The organism is Eikenella sp. NML120348, assembly GCF_001648435.1.
Taxonomy (GTDB): Bacteria; Pseudomonadota; Gammaproteobacteria; order Burkholderiales; family Neisseriaceae; genus Eikenella; species Eikenella exigua.
Genome location: NZ_LXSP01000003.1, coordinates 141425 through 163639, shown reverse-complemented (window position 1 = coordinate 163639; position 22215 = coordinate 141425). Strand labels below are relative to the sequence as shown.

The window sequence follows — 22215 nt, the reverse complement described above, 5'->3', positions numbered from 1 at the left end:
CTTCTAGAATTAAAGATAGTTAACATTATAAGCTTCATCGTGCCGCTTGGCACGTTTTAGCGGTTTTGCTTAAATAACCGTGGGAAAGGAGAAACAGGGCAATGATTTGCCTATTTGTGCCGTGGGTAAAGGCTACCTGAAAAATTCCGGTAATGGTTTGTGTGAAGTTGAGTTAATTAAGATGAAAAGGGTTTTGGGTTGAGTGCTAAGACGATTTTTCAGGTAGCCTTCTGCACACTGAAAGGCTACCTGAAAAAATGTTGGCTGCATTTTTGCCTCTCAGAAACTCGGTCTTGGCTTTAATCAGACATCGATCCACTTTGTTGGGTTGAAGCTCACGCTTTCAGGTAGCCTAAACCGTGCAAACGGTCTAAACTTCTGGCTTTATATACTTCAAGCCCGAATTTTCCCATGCCCGAACTGCCCGAAGTTGAAACCACCCGCCGGGGGATCCAGCCCTATATGCAGGGCAAAACCGTGGCCGAGGTAGTGGTGCGCCAGCCGAAATTGCGTTGGCCAGTGCTGCCGGATTTGGCGCGGCAGCTCTCCGGCAGCCGCATTGTGCATATTCGCCGCCGCGCCAAGTATTTGCTGTTTGAGTTTGCCCACGGCGTGATGCTGCTGCATTTGGGCATGTCGGGCAGCCTACGTGTGTATCCCGACGGCAGCGCGCCATCGCCGGAAAAGCATGATCACCTCGATATCATCACCACCGACCAGACTGTGCTGCGCCTGCGAGACCCGCGCCGTTTCGGCGCAGTGCTATGGTTTGCCGGGGCGGCAGAACAGCATCCGTTGTTGCGGCATTTGGGCCCTGAGCCGCTGCAAGACGAGTTCACTGCAGGCTACCTGAAAAATGCACTCTCACGTCGCAAAAGTGCCATCAAAACCGCGTTGATGGACAATAAAGTTGTGGTGGGCGTGGGCAATATTTATGCCAACGAAGCGCTATTTGCCGCCGGTATCCTGCCCACCCGCTGTGCCGACAGCGTGTCTGCCGAGGAGTGCCGCCGCTTGGTAGTGGAAATCCGCAGCGTGCTGCACCGCGCTCTGGAAGCCGGTGGTAGCAGCCTGCGCGATTTTTTGCACAGCGATGGGCAAAGCGGCTATTTCCAGCAGCAATATAATGTATATGGCCGCGAGGGCGAAGCATGCCGTCAATGCGGCACGCCGATTGCGCGGCAGATTATCGGCCAGCGCAGCAGTTTTTACTGCCCGCAATGCCAGCGTTGAAGCCGTTCAGGTGGCCTTTCTCAATCTAATAATTAGACCAGCACAAATGAGCACGCAATCTACTTCAATTTTCACCCGTCTGTTCCGCGTCCTGCACCTGCTGTGTTGGTTCTTATGCACGATTTACCGGCTGTTCCGCCTGCGCGAATACAACCAGCATAGCAAAGACGTGATGCAGGATTTGGCGCGTAGTATGTTGAAAGTGTTGCATATCCGTGTCGAAGCTAATCCGAACAACCCACCGTTTCCGCCTGTGTTCCTCGGCGCGGCGAACCATGTGTCCTGGCTCGATCCGATGATCCTGATGGCCATGTATCCCACCGTGTTTATCGCCAAACGCGAAATACGCTCCTGGCCGGTGTTGGGTGCGATGGTAGCGCGCACCGGCGCGGTGTTCATCAACCGCAACAGCCGCAACGATGTGGCGCCGGTAAACAAGGCTATTGTGCGTTCGATGAGTGCGGGGCACAGCGTGTCGTTCTTCCCTGAATCTAAAGCTTCAGACGGCATATCGTTGCTGCCGTTTAAAGCTGCACTGTTTCAATCTGCGCTAGATAGCGGCCTTCCCGCCATGGCCGTGGCGCTGCGCTACTGTGACAGTGACGGCTGCCGCACCACCGCCCCCGCCTATGCTGGCAATATCGGCCTCTTTACAGCCCTGTGGCGTACCGTATCCATGCCCGACATCATCGTCCGTGTCGACTGTTCCATGCCGCTTACCCTGAATGCTGAAGAAGCCGCTGACGCCTCCTCCCGCTTCCTGCTCAAAGATAAGGCCGAAGCTTTTGTGGGCGAGATTGTGAACGGGGAGGATAAGGGCTGATTGCTGTTGAAGGTAATGAAAAAAGGCTACCTGGAAACTATTCTTCAGATAGCCTTTTTGCTTTCAAAGCCGTTGCATTAAACATCAACCCTCTGTCGGTTCGGCCTTGCGCCTGCCGAAGTAGAGGAAGCCGATAAGGCCGCAGGCGATCATGGGGAGGCTGAGCCACTGGCCCATGGAGAAGTTTAAATAGAGCAGGCCGAGGAATTCGTCGGGCTCGCGGGCAAATTCGGCGATAAAGCGGGCGGTGCCGTAGCCGAGCAGGAACAGGCTCACTACCTGGCCGGTTGGGCGTGGTTTTTTGGAAAACCACCACAGCAGCACAAACAGCAAAATGCCTTCCAGGGCAAATTGGTAGAGCTGGGAGGGGTGGCGCGGCAGCATGCCGTATTGCTGGAAAATTGCACCCCACAGCTGCGGCTGTTCGGTGGCCAGTTTTAAGTCTTCGCTATGTGCTTGGGGAAAGCCCATGGCCCAGAAGGCATCCGGCCGGGTGACGCGCCCCCAGAGCTCGCCATTCACAAAGTTGCCGCCCAGGCGCACGGCAGCAAAGCCTAATGGAGTGAGCGGGGCGATGGAGTCGGCCAGCTTGAGCGGGTTGATTTTATGTTTGTAGGCAAACAGGAGGCCGGCAGTTACCACGCCGAGGAAGCCACCGTGAAACGACATGCCGCCCTGCCATACTTTGAAAATTTCCAACGGATTGGCAAAATAGTAGGCGTGCTGGTAAAACAGCACATAGCCCAGCCGCCCTCCCACAATCACGCCGATAATGCCCCAGGTGAGGAAGTCGTCTAGGGTTTGCGTGGTAAACACGCTGTTGCCTTGGCGGATGCGCCGCCGCCCGAGCCACATAAACAGGGCGAAGCCGACGAGGTAGCTGATGGCATACCAGCGGATGGCGAGCGGACCGAGCTGGAGCATAACGGGATTGAAAGCGGGATGGATCAACATAGGAAAATGCGGCTAAAACAAAAGGGCGCATTATAGCGCATCTGGCCATTGGCCGATAACAGGCAGAGGCGTAAAGAAAACCCGGTTTGGGTTGGATTTTGCCGGGTTGTGTTGTGGTTTTGTTGGGAAGTAGGGGGTTCAGGTAGCCTTGGAGGAGGGGAGAGGTTACCTGAAAAGAGCGATTGGGCTTATCAAGCTAAGAGGTCTGCTGTAAACGGAAGTATCTTGTCGTATGGCATGGCTATGCTGATTTTCAGGTAGCCTGTGCCGGGAAGACTACCTGAAAGTTGAAACGCGGCTTTAACTTGCGGCGGGGATTGGGTATGATAGCCCGCTTTGAAAGCGTCGGCGGAGGCCGTGATGGCTGTATTGAAATTCACCAAAATGCACGGGTTGGGCAACGATTTTATGGTTATCGACGGCATCAGCCAGCATTTTGATCCGGCGGCCGCGCCGATTGCCGAATGGGCAGACCGCCACCTGGGCATCGGTTTCGACCAGCTGTTGCTGGTGGAAGCGCCGCTGCTGCCCGAAGCCGAGTTTGGCTACCGTATTTTTAATGCAGACGGCAGCGAGGTGGAGCAGTGCGGCAACGGCGCGCGCTGTTTTGCCCGTTTTGTGCATGCAAAAGGCCTGAGCCAAAACCGCCGCATCAAGGTGGCCACGGCCAAAGGGCTGATTGTGTTGAATTTGCAGGAAAACGGCCTGGTTGCGGTGGATATGGGCGAGCCGCGTTTGGCGGCGGCGGATATTCCGTTTGCGCCCGCGCCGGGCGAGGCTGCCGATGCCTTGTGGCACGAGATTGGTTTGGATGGCGCAAGCGCACGTTTTTCCTGTGTGAATATGGGCAATCCGCATGCTGTGCTGGTGGTGGACGATGTGCACTATGCGCCGGTAGCCGAATGGGGCGCGCGCCTGGAGCGGCATCCGCAGTTTCCCGAGCGGGTGAACGTGGGCTTTATGCAGGTGCTGGATGCGCACCATATCCGGCTGCGTGTGTTTGAGCGCGGCACGGGTGAAACCCAAGCCTGCGGCACGGGCGCGTGTGCGGCAGCGGTGGTCGGCATGCGGGCGGGGCAGTTGGCGCGGCAGGGTTCGGTGTGCGTGAGCCTGCCGGGCGGCGATTTGCAGATTGAGTGGGCGGCGGATAACCATGTGTTGATGTCAGGGCCGGCGGCCACGGTGTTTGAAGGAACGGTAACTTACTGATGAACGAAAAGAAAATATTGGCTTATTTGCAGGAACACCCGGAATTTCTGTTGAACCATGCCGCCGATTTGGGTGTGCGTCCGGCAGAAGGGCGGGTGCAGTCGTTTGCACAGGCGCAATGGCTGGCGCAGCAGAAAAAGGCGGCCAAAATGGCCGGGCAGTTGGCGCAAATCATGCAGGATGCCGACAGCAACCACCAAACGCTGGGCCGGATGCTCGGCTTTGTGCGCCGCTTACTGTCGGCCAATACGCTGTTGCAGGTGTTGCGTGCGGCGGAGGCAGGCTGGCAGGAAGATTTCGCGCTGCCGTCCGGCCGGGTGTGGCTGCTAGCCGAGCCGCCGAAAAAAGGTGCGGTTTCCGGCGCCTACAGGCTACCTGAAAACCATGCCGCCCATGCTGTGTTATCTGCTCTGAAAGAACCGGTGTGCGGCAACCGCATCGCGCCGGCGCTGATGAAGGCGCTGCCGCAGGAGGGTAGGGGGCTGGAGAGCTTCCTGCTGCTGCCCTTGCGCGTGAACGGGCAAACCGTGGCATCGATGGTGGCGGGCGATGCCGATGAAACGCGCTTTGCGCCGGATTTGCCGCTGGATTGGGTGCGCGAGCTGGCTGCCTGCACTGCAGCGGCGTTGGCCAGAGCCGGCGGGTGGTAATGATGGCTTGGCAAAGCCCGACTTTGTGGGCGCTATCGGTGTATATCGCCGTGTTTCTGACTTTGGCGTTCCAGCGGCAGCAGTTTTCCTGGCTGTGGGGCAGCGTGATGCTGTGGCTGGGCTTCGGTATCCTCAGCGCACGGATTATGCCCGGCGTGCTGGGGATTACCCATGTGGCCAACCTTTATCCGGTGTATGGCTATTTTGCGTTGGGCAGCCTGTTTCTGTTTGCCAACGGCTGGCGTTACGATGCGCGGCAGATGGGCTGGCGGCTGGACGGCGGCGGGGTGTTTCTGGCCTATTTCGCCGTGGCTGGTGCGGTGCAGCACATTACGTTTTTGTTTTTGCTGCTGCTGGCGTGCTGGCAGTATCCGCATGGGATGTCGGTGCCGCTGCTCACCGGCCTGATGTCGCTGTATCTGCTCAAACCGCTGCTGTGGATAGCCGGGCAGGCTATGCTGATGCTGCTGATGTGGCTGCACCGGCGTTATTTGAGCCGCGATGATGTGCTGCTGTTCAGCCCCTTGCAGCTTCAGGGCGTGCTACTGATTAGTTTGCTTTTTCAGGTAGCCTGTTTGCTTGCGGGCGAAAAAATCCTGTTGATTGCCCTGTTGCGCGCGCTTTGGATGCTGTTTTATGGATAGGGATTGAGTTAGTCCAAAGTTTGTTCAGAGTGCCGCTGAGAACTCAGATAAAAGAAATCGCAAACCAGTATAACCAACTGATTTGCGACTTTAATTTTGGTGGGTCGTGAGCGGCTCGAACGCTCGACCTACGGATTAAGAGTCCGCTGCTCTACCAACTGAGCTAACGACCCATGTAATGTTGTGTATTGTAAAAATGCTTTAACAGACTGTCAAGCATGGTTGGTATGGCGGGAGAGGAAAGGCTACCTGAAAATTGAAAAATGGTTTTCAGGTAGCCTTTTATTGTGCGAGTAATGCGCCCTGCTTACCTAAGCCACCAGCCAAGCATTTTTGTGCTGATACATCAAATAGTCGACGATTTTCCCGTCTTCGTATGCCAGGCGGGGTTTTTGATCAGGAGTGCTCGGGATGCGTTCGTCTTGGCGCACGAATTCCAATAAATGGGTTTGGCCGTCTTTTTGCATTTTGCAGCTGCAGGGTACAGCGGTGCTCGGCGAGGGAACAATCGGCGATTTCGCAGCCGATGAGCAGGGGTGAGAGTTCGTCCCATTCAGCTCCGTTCAAATTGCCAACCCAACCGCGTGTAGCAGTGTTGCCATATGGGGGCATTTTTACTGCGTGGTTGTCCAGCAGCGTGTTGTATCCCGCGTGCCATGCGGTGTAAACCAAGTATTTATCTGTGTCCAGCAGCAGGCCGAAAAAGCCGGGGCCGCCCATGCCGTAAGTGCCCAGATGGGTGCAGAAGCCAACAATTTTACGCCCGATAGGGGACTTGGCTGCCAAATATTCGGAGCGGCTAAACAGCAGCACATCGCGACCGAAGCGCATGAAGCCGTAAATCATATAGGCGCGGTTGGCCTCGCGGCGCGACAGGCCGACGGCGTAATGCGGCAGCCAGCCTTGCTCGTACCATTGCGGCACTTCTGCTTTGGGCACTACCATGCAACAGCTTTCCACGTTGCCTTGCTGCAGGTCTAAATAGGGGTGGGTTGTCATGTGTTTGATTCCTTATAGCTCAAATCCTTATTCCTTCCTATTGTATTGGCTCGCCTTATCGTACTAGCTGTGCTGTCTGCGGCTCGCCGCCCGGTATGAAGAAATCATTATTTCGGTTATATGCGCTTTCAGGCTACCTGAAAAAAGGTGGGCAACCAATGCCCACCTTTTTGCTGCGGATATTTTAACTTCGTTGAGGCTGACGCTTTCAGGTAGCCTCAACCGGCTTAGGCGTAATCCCGCTCTTCGCCTTTGCCGTCCACATTCCCGGCGCAGCGGGCGCACAGGGTGGGGTGGGCGGCAACGCTGCCTACGCTGTCCACATAGTGCCAGCAGCGTTCGCATTTGGCCTCGGCACTGGGGCGGACTTCGGCAGTGAGTTCGTCGCCTTTTTGCAGCTCGATTTTGGAAACGAGCATGGCGAAGCGCAGTTCGCTGCCGAGTGCTTTCAGGTAGCCATATTGCGGTTCGGGCGCGGTGAGGACGACTTCGGCCTGCAATGAGGAACCAACGGTTTTGTCGGCACGCAGTGGCTCGATGGCGGCGTTTACAACGGCACGGGCTTCGCGGATGTGCGTCCATTTTTCCACGAGCGCGGCTTCGCCGGCGGCGGGGATGGGCGGGAAGTTGTGCAGGGTGTGATAAAGCACGCTGTCTTCTTCACCGCCACCGATGATATCCCACGCTTCTTCGGCGGTGAAGCAGAGGATGGGCGACATCAGGAGCACGAGGCTGCGCGTGATGTGGTAGAGCGCGGTTTGCGCGCTGCGGCGGGCGTGGCCGTCTTTTTTAGTGGTGTAGAGACGGTCTTTCAGGATGTCCAGATAGAACGCGCCGAGGTCTTCGGAGCAGAACTGTACGATGTCCTGCACGGCGAAGTGGAAGGCGTAGCGCGGGTAGTGGCTACCTGAAACTTTTTCCTGCAACTGGCGCGCCAGCACGAGGGCGTAGCGGTCGATTTCCACCATGTCGGCCTGCGGCACGGCGTCTTCAATCGGGTTGAAGTCTTTGAGGTTGGCAAATAGGAAGCTGAGCGTGTTGCGGATGCGGCGGTAGCTTTCGGTTACGCGTTTGAGGATTTCTTTGGAAATCGCCAATTCGCCGCTGTAGTCGGTGGCAGCCGCCCACAGGCGCAGAATGTCGGCGCCGAATTCGTTATACACCTCCTGTGGGGCAACCACGTTACCGATGGATTTGGACATTTTGCGGCCGTTCTGATCGACCACGAAGCCGTGGGTGAGCAGTTGTTTGTAGGGCGCGCGGCCGAGGGTGGCGCAGCCGGTGAGCATGGAGGATTGGAACCAGCCGCGGTGCTGGTCGCTGCCTTCCAGATACAAATCGGCCGGCCAGGCGAGCTCGGGGCGCTGTTTCAGCACGGAGAAGTGGGTGCTGCCTGAATCGAACCACACGTCCATGGTGTCGGGCAGTTTGTCGTATTGTTCGCAGTCTTCGGGCGGCAGCAGCTCGGCTTTATCCAGTTCAAACCAGGCGTTGATGCCTTTTTTCTCGATGAGCAGGGCGACTTTTTCCAACAGCGCGGCGGAATCGGGGTGCAGCTCGCCGGTTTCTTTGTGGGCGAAGAAGGTCATCGGCGTGCCCCAGAAACGCTGGCGGCTCACTACCCAGTCGGGGCGGCCTTCAATCATGGCTTCCAGCCGTGCGCGTCCCCAGGCGGGGAAGAATTCGGTGTCGTCCACGGCTTTGAGGGCTTTGTCGCGCAGGGTTTTGCCCTCTGTGCCGGCTTTGTCCATGCCGATGAACCATTGGCCGGTGGCGCGGTAAATCAGCGGGGTTTTGTGCCGCCAGCAGTGGGCGTAGCTGTGTTCGATTTTGCTGTGGGCGAGCAGGCAGTTGTTTTCCTGCAGCCAGGAGATAATCGGCTGGTTGGCTTCCCACACGGTCATGTCTGCCAAGCGCGGGGTATCGGCGGCATAGCGGCCTTGCGCGTTCACAGGGTTGATGAGCTCGATGCCGTATTTGTTGCAGACAAAATAGTCTTCCAAACCATGCGCAGGTGCGGTATGCACGAGGCCGGTACCGGCTTCGGTGGTTACATGGTCGCCGTTTAAAACGGGAATATCGCGTTCGATAAAGGGGTGTTCGGCTTTCAGGTTTTCCAAATCCGCGCCGGTGCATTCGGCGAGGACGGGGCTACCTGAAAAACCATAGCGTTCCAGCGCGGCTTCGGCCAAATCTTTGGCCAGCACCAGTTTGCCGCGCGGCGTGTTGATGAGTTGGTACACAATGTCTGCGCCGGCAGAAATGGCCTGGCTGGCGGGTAGTGTCCACGGGGTGGTGGTCCAAATTACGGCAAACGCTTCGCCTGAGATTTCAGGTAGCCTGAAAGCCTTGGCCAGCGCGGCGTTGTCTTGGAAGCGGTAGGCCACATCAATCGCGGGCGATACTTTGTCTTTGTATTCCACTTCGGCCTCGGCCAGCGATGAGCCGCAGTCCAAGCAGAACTGCACGGGCTTCGCACCGCGATACAGGTAGCCTGCTTTGTAAATTTCGCCCAACGTGCGCACGGTGTCGGCTTCGGTTTGGTAGTCCATGGTCAGATAGGGATCTTCCCAATCGCCAATTACGCCCAAGCGGATAAAGTCTTTTTTCTGCCGCAGAATCTGCTCACCAGCATATTGGCGGCAGAGCTCACGGAACTTGCTGGGCGGCATTTCCTTGCCGTGCAGTTTTTCCACCATCACTTCAATCGGCAGGCCGTGGCAGTCCCAGCCCGGCACATAGGGCGCGTCGAAGCCCGCCAGCGTTTTGCTGCGGATGATGATGTCTTTCAGGATTTTATTGACTGCATGACCGATGTGGATGTCGCCGTTGGCATAGGGCGGGCCGTCGTGCAGGATGAATTTCGGGCGGCCGGCGGCAATTTTGCGCAGCTTCTGATAACGTTTTTCGTCCTGCCACTGCTTCACCCACGCCGGCTCGCGCTTGGCCAGATTGCCGCGCATGGGGAAGGGGGATTCGTAGAGGTTTACGGTTTGGGAGTAGTCGGTCATGGTGGTCTCGGAGTGGTTTGAGTACGGCTGTGCGGCGGGCCGTTTCAGCCTGTCTGCCGTGTCGGAATTAAGTGAAAATACAAGTTACCGATTCTATAAGGATTTGGCACAAAAGGCTACCTGAAAGCGGGTTTCAGCTGAGTAATCCGCTATAAAACGGGCAGCAGTGTTTTCAGCTAGCCTCAGGCGGGAGGGGAGGCTACTTGAAAATAGAGAGCAGGCGATGGTTTTGGTTTGCTATGACTGAAGTGCTTCATTTCATACGGCGTTGGTTCGCCTTGCGTACTTCTGTACTGCCTGTGGCTCACCGCCTTGCGCTGACTTTATTCATTCCAAAATCCGTTTGGCCATTTTGCGATTTAAATTTCAGGTAGCCTCAAGTTGCCGATAACAAACCGCCCCAAGCAATTGTTCGGGGCGGTTGGTTGTTGCCTTGGAAGGCTACCTGAAAGTCCACATTAGCTGCGGTGGGTTTCCACTTGCTGCAGTTGCTGCGGCTCGGGCACGGCAGCCGGGGCGGCTGGGACAACATCGGCGCGGCGCAGACCTTTGGGCTGCTCGGGCTCGGGCTGAGCGGCAGTGAGCGCGGCGGGATCGGTTTGCACCAATACCAAACCCCCCAGGTCGGCGGCAGCGGGTTCAGCTGCGGTTTGTTGCGGCGTGGGTTGTGCCACGGCTGCCACTGCCGTTTCTACAGCTTGGGCTGCAGCAACAATGGAATCATCAGCAGGAGCAACTTCCGGAGCGACTTGAGTTTCGGCAGATGAAGTTTCTACTGCCACGGTTTCTACCACGGCTTCTTCCTGCGCTGTTTCCACAACCGGGCTTGTAACAGCAGCTGGGTTTACAGCTTCAGTAGCTTCCACGGCTTCAGCTGCATTTTCTTCGGCAAACACGAAGGTGGGCGCATCGGCTTCATCGGCCACTTCGGGGATGGTGATGACCAGCGGTTTATCGTTGTCGGCCTCATCAGGCTGCGGCACGGGGGCGGGCGCTTCGGTGTGCAGGCCCAATACCACGTCGGCGGCAGATTTCACCAGCTCGGCTTGCAGCGGAATATCCAGATATTGGATGATTTTCTGTGCAGAGGGGATGTTGCGCTGGCGGCCTCGGCCTTTGCCGTTGCGCTGGCTGCTGTCTTGGCGGCGGTCGCGGCCGGAGCGGCGTTCGTTGCGTTCGCCGCGCTCATTGTTACGCTCGCGCTCGCTTCGTTCGCTACCACGCTCTTGGTTTTCTGCAGAGCTGCCGGTGTCATCAGCAAAACGTTCGGGGATGTCAGCCGCTTGGCTGGCGGCCTGCAGCTTATCGTTTTCAGCCGAGGCTACCTGAACATCGCTGTCTTTGCGTTGGCGGCGGCGTTGGCGCGGATTGGGCTGCTGCTCGGCAGTGGATTTCTCTGCCAGCTGTTGCGGTGTGCGGTTGTCCAAGGTTTCGGCATCGTCGGCATTTTGCTGACGCGGCGGGCGGCTGTTGCCGTTTTGGCCGCGCTGCTGGGTGCGGTTGCGGCGGTTACGGTTTTGCGGGGCTTTGCCGCGATTGCCACCGTTGCGCCCGTTGTTGGTTGCGGGGGCTTCGGCAGGTTTGGTTTCGCCGCCGCCAAACAATTTGGCAAACCAAGCGCCGATGCTGGCCAGCAAGCCGGGTTCGGCAGGCTGCTGCACCACGGGGGCGGGGCTGCTGTGTTTGATGCCTTTTACAGCGGGCTCAGGTTTCACTGGCTTGGCTTGGCAGCCGATTTCCAAGGTTTGGCTGTCGTCTTCTTCGGGGATTTCGACTTGTTTGTAGCTGGGTTCGGCATCGTCATCCACGTCGTCGGGGCGTACGCGGGTGATGTTGTAGTGCGGGTTTTCCAGATGGGTGTTGGGGATCATTAGGATGGACACATCCAGCCGTTCCTCCAGGCCGAACAGCTCGGCGCGTTTTTCGTTGAGCAGGAAGGTGGCCACGTCCACCGGCACTTGGGCGTGCACTTCTTCGGTGTTGTCCTTCATCGCTTCTTCTTGGATGATGCGCAACACGTGCAGGGCGGTGGATTCGATGCCGCGAATCACGCCGGTGCCGGCGCAGCGCGGGCAGGCCACGTGGCTGCTTTCGCCCAGGGAGGGGCGCAGGCGCTGGCGAGAAAGCTCAAGCAGGCCGAAGCGGGAAAGTTTGCCCATCTGCACGCGGGCACGGTCTTTCCGCAACGCGTCGCGCAGGGTGTTTTCCACATCGCGCTGGTGCTTGGGGTTTTCCATGTCGATGAAGTCGATCACGATCAGGCCGCCCAAGTCGCGCAGGCGCATTTGGCGGGCCACTTCTTCGGCAGCTTCCATATTGGTTTGGAAGGCGGTTTCTTCGATATCGGCACCGCGCGTGGAGCGGGCGGAGTTCACGTCTACGGAAACCAGGGCTTCGGTGTGGTCGATCACAATGGCGCCGCCGGAAGGCAGGCTCACGGAGCGCGAGAAGGCGCTTTCGATTTGGTGCTCGATTTGGAAGCGGGAGAAGAGCGGGATATGGTCGTCGTAGTATTTGAGCTTGCCTACGTTGTGCGGCATCACATAGCTCATGAATTCCTGCACTTGGCCGAATACTTCGCGGTTGTCGATGAGGATTTCGCCTATGTCGGATCGGTAGTGGTCGCGGATGGCGCGGATGAGCAGGGAGCTCTCCATGAAGAGGAGGTAGGGGTCTTGGTGGGCGTTGCCGGCTTCTTCGATGGCGCGCCACAGTTGCAATAGGTAGTTGAAATCCCATTGCAGTTCTTCCACGCTGCGGCCGATGCCGGCGGTGCGGGCGATCAGGCTCATGCCGTGCGGCACGTCGAGCTGGCTCATGGCAGCTTTAAGCTCTTGGCGCTCTTCGCCTTCGATACGGCGGGAAATGCCGCCGCCGCGCGGATTGTTCGGCATGAGCACGAGATAGCGGCCGGCCAAGCTGATGAAGGTGGTGAGCGCGGCGCCTTTGTTGCCGCGTTCGTCTTTTTCCACCTGCACGATAACCTGCATGCCTTCCTGCAATACGTCTTGAATGCGGGCGCGGCCGCCGTCGTAGTCTTGGAAGTAGGCGCGGGAAACTTCTTTGAAGGGGAGGAAGCCGTGGCGGTCGGTGCCGTAGTCCACGAAGCAGGCCTCGAGCGAGGGCTCGATGCGGGTGATGATGCCTTTGTAGATATTGCCTTTGCGCTGTTCTTTGCCCAGCGTTTCAATGTCGAGATCGAGCAGGTTTTGCCCGTCTACAATCGCCACGCGCAGCTCTTCGGCCTGGGTGGCGTTAAACAACATACGTTTCATGATATTGCTAACCTTTTGTTTGGTTTGCAATTCCGAAGCGCGTAATTAGTTTGGCCGCTTTGCTGCCGCCGGGGAAGGCTACCTGAAAATAAAGCTTCAACGAAGTTAAAATCGGCAGCCGTTGTTGTGCTGGCCTGAAGCGCGGTGTGCGGCAAACCGCCGTGGCGGTTGGGCAGCCGGCATCGGGCGCGGGCAGAAAACGGTAAAGAAGGTAGTGAAAGAGCGGGGCGGGCATCGCTGCCGCGCCGGCCGCCGGACGGGCGGCTAATTTTGGCAAGCCGCGGCAGGCCGGATGGCGGCCGCTTGCGGCGGGGTATAGCGGATTAATTTTAAAGCAAGGCTGTGTTGGCTGGTTTTGCCGTACTGCTTGGATCGCGGCTCGCCGCTTGGCTTTGTTTCAAACTTAATCCGTTATTAATTCGGTGTTGTGGTCTTCTTTAAGCCCGGCAGCGGGTGCGGCGGCGCGCTGGTCGCATCTTAGGCCGTTTGGGCTGCCGGAGCCGTAAACTCAATTACTATTTCAATCTGCCTGCCAAAATGCGCGGCAGGTAGAGGAAAGCCGTTCGGAATTGTCTTTATTACGATAAAATAAACAGTAAACAATCAACTTGCCAACCCGCGGCACCTTTTGTTTTTCGCTTCGTTGAAGCTTGGCTTTCAGGTAGCCTGGGCACGGTGTCGGCAGGGAGAGGATTATAGAGAAAATGCCGGCAATTAGCAAAAATTCAGTCAATTATTTGAGCGTGGACGAAGCCGCCGCCGGGCAGCGTTTGGATAACTTTCTCATCCGCCTGCTCAAAGGCGTGCCCAAGAGCCATATTCACCGCATCATCCGGGGCGGCGAAGTGCGCGTGAACAAAAAACGTGCCGCTGCCGACAGCCGTTTGGCCGCGGGCGACGAAGTGCGGATTCCGCCGATTCGGCTGGCGCAGAAAACCGGGCCGGCCGAGGCTGCCGTGCCGCCGCGTGAATTTGACATTGTGTTTGAAGACGAGCACCTTTTGGTGGTGGACAAACCTTCCGGCGTGGCCGTACACGGTGGCAGCGGTGTGAGCTTCGGCGTGATCGAACAGCTGCGCCGCGCCCGGCCGCAGGCGCGTTATTTGGAATTGGTGCACCGGCTGGACAAAGATACCAGCGGCCTCTTGGTGGTGGCCAAAAAGCGCAGCGTATTGGTGAAGCTGCACGAAGCCTGGCGCAACGATAAGCCGGAAAAAGTATATTTGGCGCTGGGCATGGGCGCGTGGCCGCAGGATGTGCGGCAGGTGAAACTGCCGCTGTTTAAATACACCGGTGCGGCAGGCGAGAAAATGGTGCGCGTGAGCGAAGAAGGGCAGAGCGCGCACACGCTGTTCCGCGTGCTGGAAACCTTCGGCGGTGCGCCGCTGCACGCGGTGGGGCTTTCCGCCCTGAGCCTGATGGAAGCCACGCTGCGCACCGGCCGCACCCACCAAATCCGCGTGCACATGCAGTCGCAAAACTGCCCGATTGCCGGCGATGAACGCTACGGCGACTACACCGCCAACCGCCGCCTGAAGAAGCTCGGCCTCAAACGCATGTTCCTGCACGCCCACCGCTTGGAGCTCGAACACCCGGCAAGCGGCGAAACGCTGGTGCTCACCGCGCCATTGCCGGAAGAGTTGCATCAGATGCTGGAGGGCTTGCGACAGGGGCAAGGGGCTACCTGAAAAAAGTGTGCCCATTATTCCGGCTTCGGTTTTCAGGTAGCCTGTTTGCCATTTAGCCAAAAAGGAAAGATATGCAGCAAAACGATCAACAGCCCAAATTCAAAGTGATCCTGCCGGAAGGCTTTTCTTTGGATCGCCCCAAGCAGGTGATTACCCAGCCCGTCGAGAGCGGCCGTGCCGATTTGGAGGAAATCATCCGGCAGGAAACGGCGTGCCGCCAAGCCGAGGCAGAAGCCGATGAAATCATGATTAACGCCTTGCTGCACGGCGCAGGGCGCGGATTGAAGTGAGGCTATCTGAAAATTCAGCCAGCCTAAATTTCCAAACACATCAAGGAATGCCCATGAAACCGTATCGCGTATTGATTTTCGACTGGGACGGCACCTTAGCCGATTCCACCGCCCAAATCGTGCAGGGCGTGCAAAACTCTTTTTGCCGCTTCGGCTGGCCGCCGCCCGCCGAGGCCGACATCCGCACCACCATCGGCCTGAGCCTGCGCGAAGCCCTGCGCCGCCTGTGCCCGCAGCTGGATCAACAGCAAACCGAGGCCGCCATCCGCGCCTATCAGCACGAATTCCACCACCACCGCGGGCAAACCGTTTTGTTCCCCGACGCAGGCAATACCCTGCAGCGGCTGCAACAGCACTACTGGCTGGCCGTGGCTACCGGCAAAGGCCGGCGCGGGCTCGATGCCGCCCTAGCCGAAACCGACACGCGCAGCTTCTTCCTCGCTACCCGCACCGTCGACGAATGCGCCTCCAAGCCCCAGCCGGAAATGGTGCTCTCCATCTGCGACGAATTGGGCGTGCACCCGGCCGAAGCCCTGGTAATCGGCGATACCACCCACGATTTGCACATGGCACACAACGCCCAGAGCCCCGCCGTCGCCCTCACCACCGGCGCCCACACCCCCGCCCAACTGCAAACTGCCCCACATCTGGCCATGCTGGATGGTTTGGCCAGCTTGGCGGCTTGGCTGGCAGAATGAAGGCTACCTGAAAGCGTAAGCTTCAATGAAGTTAAGATGAGTTTTGCGAGTTTCTGTGAAGCTAAGATTTTTTGCCGTGCAGTGTGGAGTAGAATGGCACATTTTTGATATTACCGCTGTTTGTGGGCGGCAGCAGGCCAGAATTAAGGAGAGGATGAGTCTGGAAGGGCGGTTGGCCGGATTTGGAGGCCTTGTGTGGCTCTGCTGACAGTGATGTGCGTTTGGATTGGGACTATCTGGTTTGCGATACCGGCAGTGATGCCCAAGCGCCAGATAGGGTGCTGGGCGAGCTGACATTCCTCGATTAGGCGCAGGCTGGTAGTTTGCATGGAAATCCTCTATACTGCGCGCACTCCTGTTTTGCGGGTATCGTCTAATGGTAAGGCACCGGCTTCCCAAGCCGACTATGCGGGTTCGATTCCCGTTACCCGCTCCATTTTCTTTCCCATGCTACTTTCCTGGCATGGGATTTTGTTGGCGGTTTGTTAAGAAATATTTACAAGTAGGTGGATGGAATGCAGAGGGGACAGCTTTTTCGGGCAGGGTGTGTGGGGAGGTGTAGTTAAGGATAGATAAATATTTATTGTTTATATACAAATTATTATTTCGAATAAAGGCTACCTGAAAATAAAATCCGTTTTATTTTCAGGATAAAGTTTGGTAGACTCGGCGCTCTTTTGCATACATAAATTTACTTTGGAGACCATAATGAGCTTTTTTGCTCAATATGCGCAGTTTTTTATCCAGTTTGCTGTGGTGCTGTTGTGCATCTTAGCCGGTGCCCAGGTGGGCGGCATCGGCTTAGGTGTGTTCGGCGGCATAGGTTTGGCAGTGTTGTCGTTCGGTTTCGGCCTAGAGCCCACCAGCCCGCCGATTGATGTGATGCTGATGATTATGGCGGTTGTGTCGGCAGCGGCAGCCATGCAAGCGGCCGGCGGTTTGGACTATATGATTAAAATCGCCACCCGCGTGCTGCATAAAAACCCGAAATACATCACCTTTATCGCGCCGATGGTTACCTACACCTTCACCGTTTTGGCCGGCACGGGGCATGTGGCCTATTCTGTGCTGCCGGTGATTGCGGAAGTGAGCCGCAAAAACGGTATCCGCCCGGAACGCCCGCTCACCATGGCGGTGATTGCTTCGCAGTTTGCTATTGTGGCCAGCCCGATTGCGGCGGCAGTGGTGGCTTGCGTGAGCTACCTCGAGCCGCAGCATATTACGATGGCAGACGTGCTCAAAGTGAGCGTGCCCTCCACCATCATCGGCATCGGTATCGCCTGCGTGTTGGTGAACCGGATGGGCAAAGAGCTGAAAGACGATCCGGAATATCAACGCCGCCCGAAAGACCCGGCCTACAGCAAGCTGTATGACACGGAAACCGTTGCCGCCGATGCGCAAGTGAGCGGCAAGGCTAAGATTTCGGTGGGTATTTTCCTGTTTGCCGCTATTTTGGTGGTGCTGCTCGGCGCGATGCCTTCGCTGCGCCCGGTGTTTAACGATAAGCCGATGGGTATGGCGCACACCATTGAAATTGTGATGCTTTCTGCTGCTGCGCTGATTATTGTTACCTGCAAACCAGATGGCAACGCGATTACGCAGGGCTCAGTGTTCCATGCCGGTATGCGTGCCGTGATTGCCGTGTTCGGCGTAGCCTGGTTGGGCGATACGCTGATGCACGGGCATTTGGACGAAGTGCAGCAGGCGGTGTCCGGCCTGGTGCAGAGTGCGCCGTGGGCGTTTGCCTTTGCGTTGTTTGTGCTCTCTATATTGGTGAACAGCCAGGGTGCCACTGTGGCTACGCTGTTCCCGGTGGCCATTTCGTTGGGCGTGCCCACGCCGGTTATCATCGGCACATTCGTGGCGGTGAACGGCTATTTCTTCATTCCGAACTATGGTCCGATTATTGCCGCCATCGATTTCGACAGCACGGGCACGACGAAAATCGGCAAGTTTATTTTCAACCACAGCTTTATGCTGCCCGGCCTGTTGAGCATGGGTTTCAGCCTGGCCTTCGGCCTACTGTTTTCCAAGATGTTCTTTGGCTGAACAGTTTGATTGGAATACAAACGCCCGGGCTTTGGTTCGGGTGTTTTGCTTGGGGGAAGGCTACCTGATGTTAGCTTCTCAAGAACTCAAGTAGCTCGTTTGATTTCGTTGGGATTGCTGCTTTCAGGTAGCCTTTATGTAGCATACCGGAGCAGCAAATGGTGGGTGTCAAACCCAACTCTGATATTTGTTGTTATCCACGCCATTACAGGCTACCTGAAATTTTCAGGTAGCCTTTTGTGGTTTGCTGGCCTTGCCGTTATTTGATTGCCATCAGCCTTTGATAGAGCTGGGTCATCAGGCGGCTGGTGTGCGGGTCTTTGGGTAGGATGACGAAGCTGTTGGCCATGGCTTCTTCGCTGGGGAAGATGGATTCGTTGTTGCGGTATGCCTCGGGCATCAGCTCGCGGGCCGGTTTGCTGGCGGGGGCATAGGTCACGAAGCTGCCGTTGGCGGCGGCCACTTTGGGATCAAGGGTGTAGTTGATGTATTTGAGGGCGTTGGCGGGGTGGTGTGCGTCTTTGGGAATCATCAGGGAGTCGATCCACACCGCCAGGCCGTTTTGGGGCACGAGCACTTGGATGTCGATGCCGTTGCCGGCTTCGATGGCCCGGTTGCGGGCGATGTTCAAATCGCCGCCGTAGCCCACGGCTACGCACAGGTTGCCGGCGGCGAGGTCGTTGATATAGGTGGAGGCGGTGAAGATGCGGATGTCTTTGCGTACGGCGCGCATCATATCGGTGGCCGCTTGCAGGTCTTCAGGCTTGGTGCTGTTGGGGTCTTTGCCTAAGTAGTTGAGTGCCAAGGGGTATTGCTCAAGCGGGCTGTCGAAATAGGAAATGCCGCAGGATTTGAGCTTGGCGGTGTATTCGGGATTGAACACCAAATCCCACACGTTTTCGGGCATGGGTTTGCCGCCCAAGGCTTTTTGCACCATTTGGGTGTTGATGGCCAGCGTGTTGATGCCCCAGAAATAGGGCACAGCGTATTTGTTGCCGGGATCCACCTGCTCCATCAGTTTGAGCAGCTGCGGGTCAAGGTTGCTGTAGTTGGGGATTTGGCTTTTGTCGATGGGCTGGTAGGCACCGGCTTGGATTTGACGGCCTACGTTGGAAATGGAGGGCACCACCAAATCGTAGCCGCTGCTGCCGCTGAGCATTTTGGCTTCGAGGGTTTCGTTGTTGTCGTAGTAGGCGGAGCGGACGGTGATGCCGGTTTTCTCGGTGAAGGCGGTGAGGGTGGCGGGGTCGACATAATCCGCCCAGTTGTAGAGGTTGAGCAGGTTGGCGTTGTTGCCTTCAGGGGCGGAGGCTTCGCTTTTGGCTTGGCCGCCGCAGGCAGCAAGCAGGCCGGCGCAAATGGCGAGCAGGAGCAGTTTTTTCATCGTTATTCCTTGGTGGGCGGGGTAAGGAGGGGTAAGTAGGCGCAAGTATAGTGAATTAAAATAAGAATGCTACCGTGTTGGCTCGCCTTGCCGTATTGCTCATGCTGTCTGCGGCTCGCCGCCTTGTCCCATTCTTATTTTAATCCACTATATGGTTTTTCTATTATAGCCAAACGCTTTGCTCCTTCATACCGCGGGCTAGGGAAACGGCGTGGCGGCGTGGTTGGGGCAGCTGTGCTGTGTGGCAAGTATTTTTCAATATTGCCAACAAATTGGCACTTTGTCTGCACTAAATTAACGCAGCGGCATTTTCTGCCTGCTTTTCAGGTATCCTTCCGGCTATGGAAAAAGCACATGTTATAGGGTATCATGCCACCTGTTACAACATAACATTCAGCACACACTATGCACTCTTGGTTACTTCGCGGCGCCGGCAGCCGCCTGCTTTTGGCCGTATCGCTTATTGCCCTGATGCTGGGCGTGTTTGCCTGGACGGGCGCCGCACTATGAGCATCGTGTTCGACAACCTCACCGTGAGCTACCGCCGCCATCCCGCCGTGCACCACATTTGCGGCGAATTTGCGTCCGGCAGCATGTGGGCGGTATTCGGGCCTAATGGCGCGGGCAAATCCACCCTGCTCAAAGCCATCATGGGGCTGTTGAAAACCAGCACCGGCAGCGTGCAATGGCAAGGCATCGCCCGCCGCGATATCGCCTATCTGCCCCAGCAATCCGATATCGACCGCAGCCAGCCCATTTCCGTATATGAGCTGGCCGCCATGGGTTTGTGGTATGAAATCGGCTTTTTCGGCGGCACCAAACCCGAACAGCGCGAACGGGTGCACGCCGCGCTCGAGCGCGTTGGCATGGCCGATTTTGCCCACCGGAGCATCGGCCAGCTTTCCAACGGCCAATTCCAGCGCGTGCTGTTTGCCCGCATGCTGGTGCAAGATGCCAAATTCTTGCTGCTGGACGAGCCCTTCAACGCCGTGGACGCGCGCACCACGTATGAATTGTTGGAAGTATTGCGCCAATGTCACCAAAACGAAGGCCGTGCCGTGATTGCCGTGTTGCACGATTATGAGCAGGTGCGCGCCTATTTCCCCCACACCTTCCTGATTGCCCGCGAAAAAATCGCCAGTGGCGCCACTGCGGACGTGCTCACCGAAGGCTACCTGAAACAGGCTGCCGAAACCATGCACCGTACCGAACCGCGCGAATGGTGCGCCGCTTGAGTTTTCAGGTAGCCTGAATGCCATGTTTGCCGCCACCGTTGTTTTCTTCCGAAACCGCAGCGAAGATTTTTCTACCGGAGCGTTCCCGCAGCGCATCCGCAGCCGCACACACTTCCCCGCCGAAGGCTACCGCCCGCACTTTGCGCCCAAAGGCAGCCGCGAAATGCTCGGCATCGTGTTTGCCACGTTTGAGCACACCCGATTCGACGAGCCGCTGCAAGCCGGGCTGGATTACCTCTACCCCGACCGCGTGGATTATTCCGCCCTACGCCCCGGCACGGAATTTTGGATTATGGAAGGCGGCACCGCAGTGGGCGAAGGCGTAATCATTGCCAACGGCCATCCGTCTGCCCAACAGGCTACCTGAAAGCCGGGCTGGAAATATTGCGTACCGCACATCGAAAATATAAAAAGGTATAAAAATGAAACAAATGTTTGGCATCATTGATAACCACCTGTTGGATTTTGAAACTGCCGAAAACCCAAACTGGCATTTCGTTTCCAATATCGATGAAATGAAAACCTATCTCTACAGCCAAACAGAAGTGGAAACCTGCTGGCTGGATTTACGGGAAAACTGCTCGCTCATCTTCAAACTGACAGATGAAAAATTTCGTGATTATTGGGATAAAGAGATTGTGCCCGTTATCCAATCCCGACTGGAAGAAGTCGGATATGCCGACTATCTGAACGACATCGAAGCAGACCTGCTCAACTGTTACTTGAATATCAAGCATATACAAAAACATCCGCTTTGGAATGCCGTTTTCAAAGCCTATAAAAAAGGCGTTTTCCCTTGCGGCTGGCTGGGCGATTATCCGGAGGGGAAACTTGTTGTGTTTCACCCTTATGGCAAATAGCCTGCCGATATGGCTGAAATCAGTATTTTAGCTATCAACCCAAATCCAAAAGACCACCCGAAACACGATAAAAGCACACACCATGACCCTCTCCCAGCTCCTGATCGAACCCATTGCCGACGATTTTATGCGCTATGCCCTTGCCTCCGTGCTGTTTCTGGCCGTGGGCGCGGCGCCGGTGGGCGTGTTTTTGGTGATGCGGCGCATGAGCCTGGTGGGCGATGCGCTCGGCCACGCAGTGCTGCCCGGCGCGGCGGCGGGCTATATCGCCGCCGGTTCGCTCAGCCTGCCCGCCATGAGCTTGGGCGGTTTTGCCGCCGGGCTGGCGATGGCGCTGTTGGCCGGCTTGGTGAGCCGCCACACCAATTTGAAGGAAGACGCGAATTTTGCCGCGTTTTATCTGGCCAGCCTGGCCTTGGGCGTGGTGCTGGTGAGCAGCTACGGCAGCAATGTGGATTTGCTGCATTTGCTGTTCGGTTCGGTGCTGGCGGTGGATACGCCTTCGCTGATTTTGGTGCTGTGCGTGAGCGCGGTATCGGTGTTGACGCTGGCGCTGATCTACCGCCCGCTGATGCTGGAGAGCATCGATCCGCTGTTTCTGCGCGCGGTGAACGGGCGCGGCGGGCTGTGGCATGTGCTGTTTTTGATGCTGGTGGTGCTGAATTTGGTGGCCGGTTTTCAGGCTATCGGCACGCTGATGTCGGTGGGCGTGATGATGCTGCCGGCGATTACCGCGCGGCTGTGGTCGCGTAGCATGGGCGGGCTGATTGCGCTCGCGGTGCTGATTGCGCTCGCCTGCAGTTTCTGTGGCCTGCTGTTTTCTTACCATGTGGATATCCCCTCCGGCCCGGCGATTATTTTGTGCCTGGGCGGCGTGTATGCCGTGTCGCTGTTTATCGGGCGCGAGGGCGGGATGCTGCCAAAATGGTGGCGCGGCAGGCATTTGCGGACGTAGCGGCCGGTAGCTTGAAGGCTACCTGAAAATGCTCTGCGAAACTAAACCCTTAGTTCAGATAGTTTTAGCAGCGATATTTTGGATTTCGAGACAAATTATTTTTCAGGTAGCCCCACCCTCTCCCACTTTGTTCGCTTTTGCGCCTCATGCCGGCGCGGGGCACTTTTTTTCTTTGCTTCGCCAAAGAAAGAAAGCAAAGAAAGGCGACTGCGGGCACAGGTTTGGCTTTGCCAAACTTCCCTCACTTCGCACGATTTT

At 57.0% G+C, this 22215-nt stretch carries 19 protein-coding genes and 2 tRNA genes; 14 read left to right on the top strand and 7 right to left on the bottom strand.

The features are described 5' to 3' along the window. Positions 1-411 precede the first annotated feature (411 nt). Together mutM and A7P99_RS05985 are read left to right on the top strand one after the other, a co-directional pair. Positions 412-1233 carry a bifunctional DNA-formamidopyrimidine glycosylase/DNA-(apurinic or apyrimidinic site) lyase gene (gene mutM / locus A7P99_RS05990; protein WP_067447732.1) on the top strand — a complete coding sequence of 274 codons (822 nt, stop codon included), beginning with the start codon at positions 412-414 and terminating at the stop codon, positions 1231-1233. Positions 1234-1279: 46 nt separating this feature from the next. Further along, the gene (locus A7P99_RS05985; protein WP_067447734.1) at positions 1280-2056 is read left to right on the top strand and encodes a 1-acyl-sn-glycerol-3-phosphate acyltransferase; all 777 of its coding nucleotides are present in this window, start codon (positions 1280-1282) and stop codon (positions 2054-2056) included. Between the two features lie 84 nt (positions 2057-2140). Here A7P99_RS05985 and lgt read toward each other — a convergent pair whose 3' ends face one another. After that, a complete protein-coding gene (lgt, locus tag A7P99_RS05980; RefSeq protein WP_067447736.1) occupies positions 2141-3010 on the bottom strand; it encodes a prolipoprotein diacylglyceryl transferase in 870 nt (289 codons plus the stop codon). A gap of 360 nt (positions 3011-3370) precedes the next feature. Between lgt and dapF the strand changes: the two genes are divergently transcribed. The 3 genes from dapF to A7P99_RS05965 are packed head-to-tail and all read left to right on the top strand — an operon-like array spanning position 3371 to position 5513. Further along, positions 3371-4219, top strand: a complete 849-nt coding sequence (gene dapF / locus A7P99_RS05975; RefSeq protein WP_067447738.1) for a diaminopimelate epimerase — start codon at positions 3371-3373, stop codon at positions 4217-4219. Further along, positions 4219-4869: a DUF484 family protein gene (locus A7P99_RS05970; protein WP_067447740.1), complete on the top strand. Its 651-nt coding sequence runs from the start codon at positions 4219-4221 to the stop codon at positions 4867-4869. Before dapF ends, A7P99_RS05970 begins: the two co-directional genes overlap by 1 nt. Continuing rightward, complete coding sequence (locus A7P99_RS05965; RefSeq protein WP_067447742.1) at positions 4869-5513, top strand: hypothetical protein; 645 nt, start codon at positions 4869-4871, stop codon at positions 5511-5513. Before A7P99_RS05970 ends, A7P99_RS05965 begins: the two co-directional genes overlap by 1 nt. A 97-nt stretch (positions 5514-5610) precedes the next feature. Here the strand turns inward: A7P99_RS05965 and A7P99_RS05960 are convergent. The 5 genes from A7P99_RS05960 to A7P99_RS10080 form a co-directional block, all read right to left on the bottom strand. Continuing rightward, a tRNA-Lys gene (locus A7P99_RS05960) sits at positions 5611-5686 on the bottom strand. 223 nt (positions 5687-5909) lie between these two features. Continuing rightward, positions 5910-6512 (bottom strand): hypothetical protein, encoded by a 603-nt coding sequence (locus tag A7P99_RS05955; protein ID WP_067447744.1) that lies wholly within the window; start codon positions 6510-6512, stop codon positions 5910-5912. 227 nt (positions 6513-6739) lie between these two features. Next, positions 6740-9523, bottom strand: coding sequence for an isoleucine--tRNA ligase (gene ileS / locus A7P99_RS05950; protein ID WP_067447746.1), 2784 nt, complete (start codon positions 9521-9523; stop codon positions 6740-6742). A 458-nt stretch (positions 9524-9981) separates the two neighbouring features. After that, on the bottom strand, positions 9982-12798 hold the full coding sequence (locus A7P99_RS05945) for an Rne/Rng family ribonuclease (protein ID WP_067447747.1): 2817 nt from the start codon (positions 12796-12798) through the stop codon (positions 9982-9984). 7 nt (positions 12799-12805) lie between these two features. Further along, the gene (locus A7P99_RS10080) at positions 12806-13075 is read right to left on the bottom strand and encodes a hypothetical protein (RefSeq protein WP_153705502.1); all 270 of its coding nucleotides are present in this window, start codon (positions 13073-13075) and stop codon (positions 12806-12808) included. A gap of 427 nt (positions 13076-13502) precedes the next feature. On the opposite strand from A7P99_RS10080, the gene A7P99_RS05940 reads away from it, so the two are divergent. The 5 genes from A7P99_RS05940 (at position 13503) to A7P99_RS05920 (ending at position 17523) form a co-directional block, all read left to right on the top strand. After that, the gene (locus tag A7P99_RS05940) at positions 13503-14486 is read left to right on the top strand and encodes an RluA family pseudouridine synthase (protein ID WP_067686929.1); all 984 of its coding nucleotides are present in this window, start codon (positions 13503-13505) and stop codon (positions 14484-14486) included. 71 nt (positions 14487-14557) lie between these two features. Continuing rightward, the gene (locus A7P99_RS05935) at positions 14558-14776 is read left to right on the top strand and encodes a hypothetical protein (RefSeq protein WP_067686926.1); all 219 of its coding nucleotides are present in this window, start codon (positions 14558-14560) and stop codon (positions 14774-14776) included. Positions 14777-14829: 53 nt separating this feature from the next. Continuing rightward, positions 14830-15474 carry an HAD-IA family hydrolase gene (locus A7P99_RS05930; RefSeq protein ID WP_067686923.1) on the top strand — a complete coding sequence of 215 codons (645 nt, stop codon included), beginning with the start codon at positions 14830-14832 and terminating at the stop codon, positions 15472-15474. A gap of 362 nt (positions 15475-15836) precedes the next feature. Next, a tRNA-Gly gene (locus A7P99_RS05925) sits at positions 15837-15910 on the top strand. A 272-nt stretch (positions 15911-16182) separates the two neighbouring features. After that, positions 16183-17523, top strand: a complete 1341-nt coding sequence (locus A7P99_RS05920) for an anaerobic C4-dicarboxylate transporter (protein ID WP_067686920.1) — start codon at positions 16183-16185, stop codon at positions 17521-17523. Between the two features lie 259 nt (positions 17524-17782). Here A7P99_RS05920 and A7P99_RS05915 read toward each other — a convergent pair whose 3' ends face one another. Further along, positions 17783-18907 (bottom strand): polyamine ABC transporter substrate-binding protein, encoded by a 1125-nt coding sequence (locus A7P99_RS05915; RefSeq protein WP_067447761.1) that lies wholly within the window; start codon positions 18905-18907, stop codon positions 17783-17785. A 506-nt stretch (positions 18908-19413) separates the two neighbouring features. On the opposite strand from A7P99_RS05915, the gene A7P99_RS05910 reads away from it, so the two are divergent. The 4 genes from A7P99_RS05910 (at position 19414) to A7P99_RS05895 (ending at position 21957) form a co-directional block, all read left to right on the top strand. Beyond that, on the top strand, positions 19414-20142 hold the full coding sequence (locus A7P99_RS05910; protein WP_067447763.1) for a metal ABC transporter ATP-binding protein: 729 nt from the start codon (positions 19414-19416) through the stop codon (positions 20140-20142). Positions 20143-20164: 22 nt separating this feature from the next. Continuing rightward, positions 20165-20509, top strand: a complete 345-nt coding sequence (locus A7P99_RS05905; RefSeq protein ID WP_067447766.1) for a hypothetical protein — start codon at positions 20165-20167, stop codon at positions 20507-20509. Between the two features lie 55 nt (positions 20510-20564). After that, positions 20565-21002 (top strand): hypothetical protein, encoded by a 438-nt coding sequence (locus A7P99_RS05900; RefSeq protein ID WP_067447768.1) that lies wholly within the window; start codon positions 20565-20567, stop codon positions 21000-21002. 82 nt (positions 21003-21084) lie between these two features. Continuing rightward, positions 21085-21957, top strand: a complete 873-nt coding sequence (locus A7P99_RS05895) for a metal ABC transporter permease (RefSeq protein WP_067686917.1) — start codon at positions 21085-21087, stop codon at positions 21955-21957. Positions 21958-22215 lie beyond the last annotated feature (258 nt).

Coding starts and splice junctions, on each gene's coding strand:
- mutM (WP_067447732.1), top strand. CDS start 412: ATGCCCGAACTGCCCGAAGTTGAAACCACCCGCCGGGGGATCCAGCCC.
- A7P99_RS05985 (WP_067447734.1), top strand. CDS start 1,280: ATGAGCACGCAATCTACTTCAATTTTCACCCGTCTGTTCCGCGTCCTG.
- lgt (WP_067447736.1), bottom strand. CDS start 3,010: ATGTTGATCCATCCCGCTTTCAATCCCGTTATGCTCCAGCTCGGTCCG.
- dapF (WP_067447738.1), top strand. CDS start 3,371: ATGGCTGTATTGAAATTCACCAAAATGCACGGGTTGGGCAACGATTTT.
- A7P99_RS05970 (WP_067447740.1), top strand. CDS start 4,219: ATGAACGAAAAGAAAATATTGGCTTATTTGCAGGAACACCCGGAATTT.
- A7P99_RS05965 (WP_067447742.1), top strand. CDS start 4,869: ATGATGGCTTGGCAAAGCCCGACTTTGTGGGCGCTATCGGTGTATATC.
- A7P99_RS05955 (WP_067447744.1), bottom strand. CDS start 6,512: ATGACAACCCACCCCTATTTAGACCTGCAGCAAGGCAACGTGGAAAGC.
- ileS (WP_067447746.1), bottom strand. CDS start 9,523: ATGACCGACTACTCCCAAACCGTAAACCTCTACGAATCCCCCTTCCCC.
- A7P99_RS05945 (WP_067447747.1), bottom strand. CDS start 12,798: ATGAAACGTATGTTGTTTAACGCCACCCAGGCCGAAGAGCTGCGCGTG.
- A7P99_RS05940 (WP_067686929.1), top strand. CDS start 13,503: ATGCCGGCAATTAGCAAAAATTCAGTCAATTATTTGAGCGTGGACGAA.
- A7P99_RS05935 (WP_067686926.1), top strand. CDS start 14,558: ATGCAGCAAAACGATCAACAGCCCAAATTCAAAGTGATCCTGCCGGAA.
- A7P99_RS05930 (WP_067686923.1), top strand. CDS start 14,830: ATGAAACCGTATCGCGTATTGATTTTCGACTGGGACGGCACCTTAGCC.
- A7P99_RS05920 (WP_067686920.1), top strand. CDS start 16,183: ATGAGCTTTTTTGCTCAATATGCGCAGTTTTTTATCCAGTTTGCTGTG.
- A7P99_RS05915 (WP_067447761.1), bottom strand. CDS start 18,907: ATGAAAAAACTGCTCCTGCTCGCCATTTGCGCCGGCCTGCTTGCTGCC.
- A7P99_RS05910 (WP_067447763.1), top strand. CDS start 19,414: ATGAGCATCGTGTTCGACAACCTCACCGTGAGCTACCGCCGCCATCCC.
- A7P99_RS05905 (WP_067447766.1), top strand. CDS start 20,165: ATGTTTGCCGCCACCGTTGTTTTCTTCCGAAACCGCAGCGAAGATTTT.
- A7P99_RS05900 (WP_067447768.1), top strand. CDS start 20,565: ATGAAACAAATGTTTGGCATCATTGATAACCACCTGTTGGATTTTGAA.
- A7P99_RS05895 (WP_067686917.1), top strand. CDS start 21,085: ATGACCCTCTCCCAGCTCCTGATCGAACCCATTGCCGACGATTTTATG.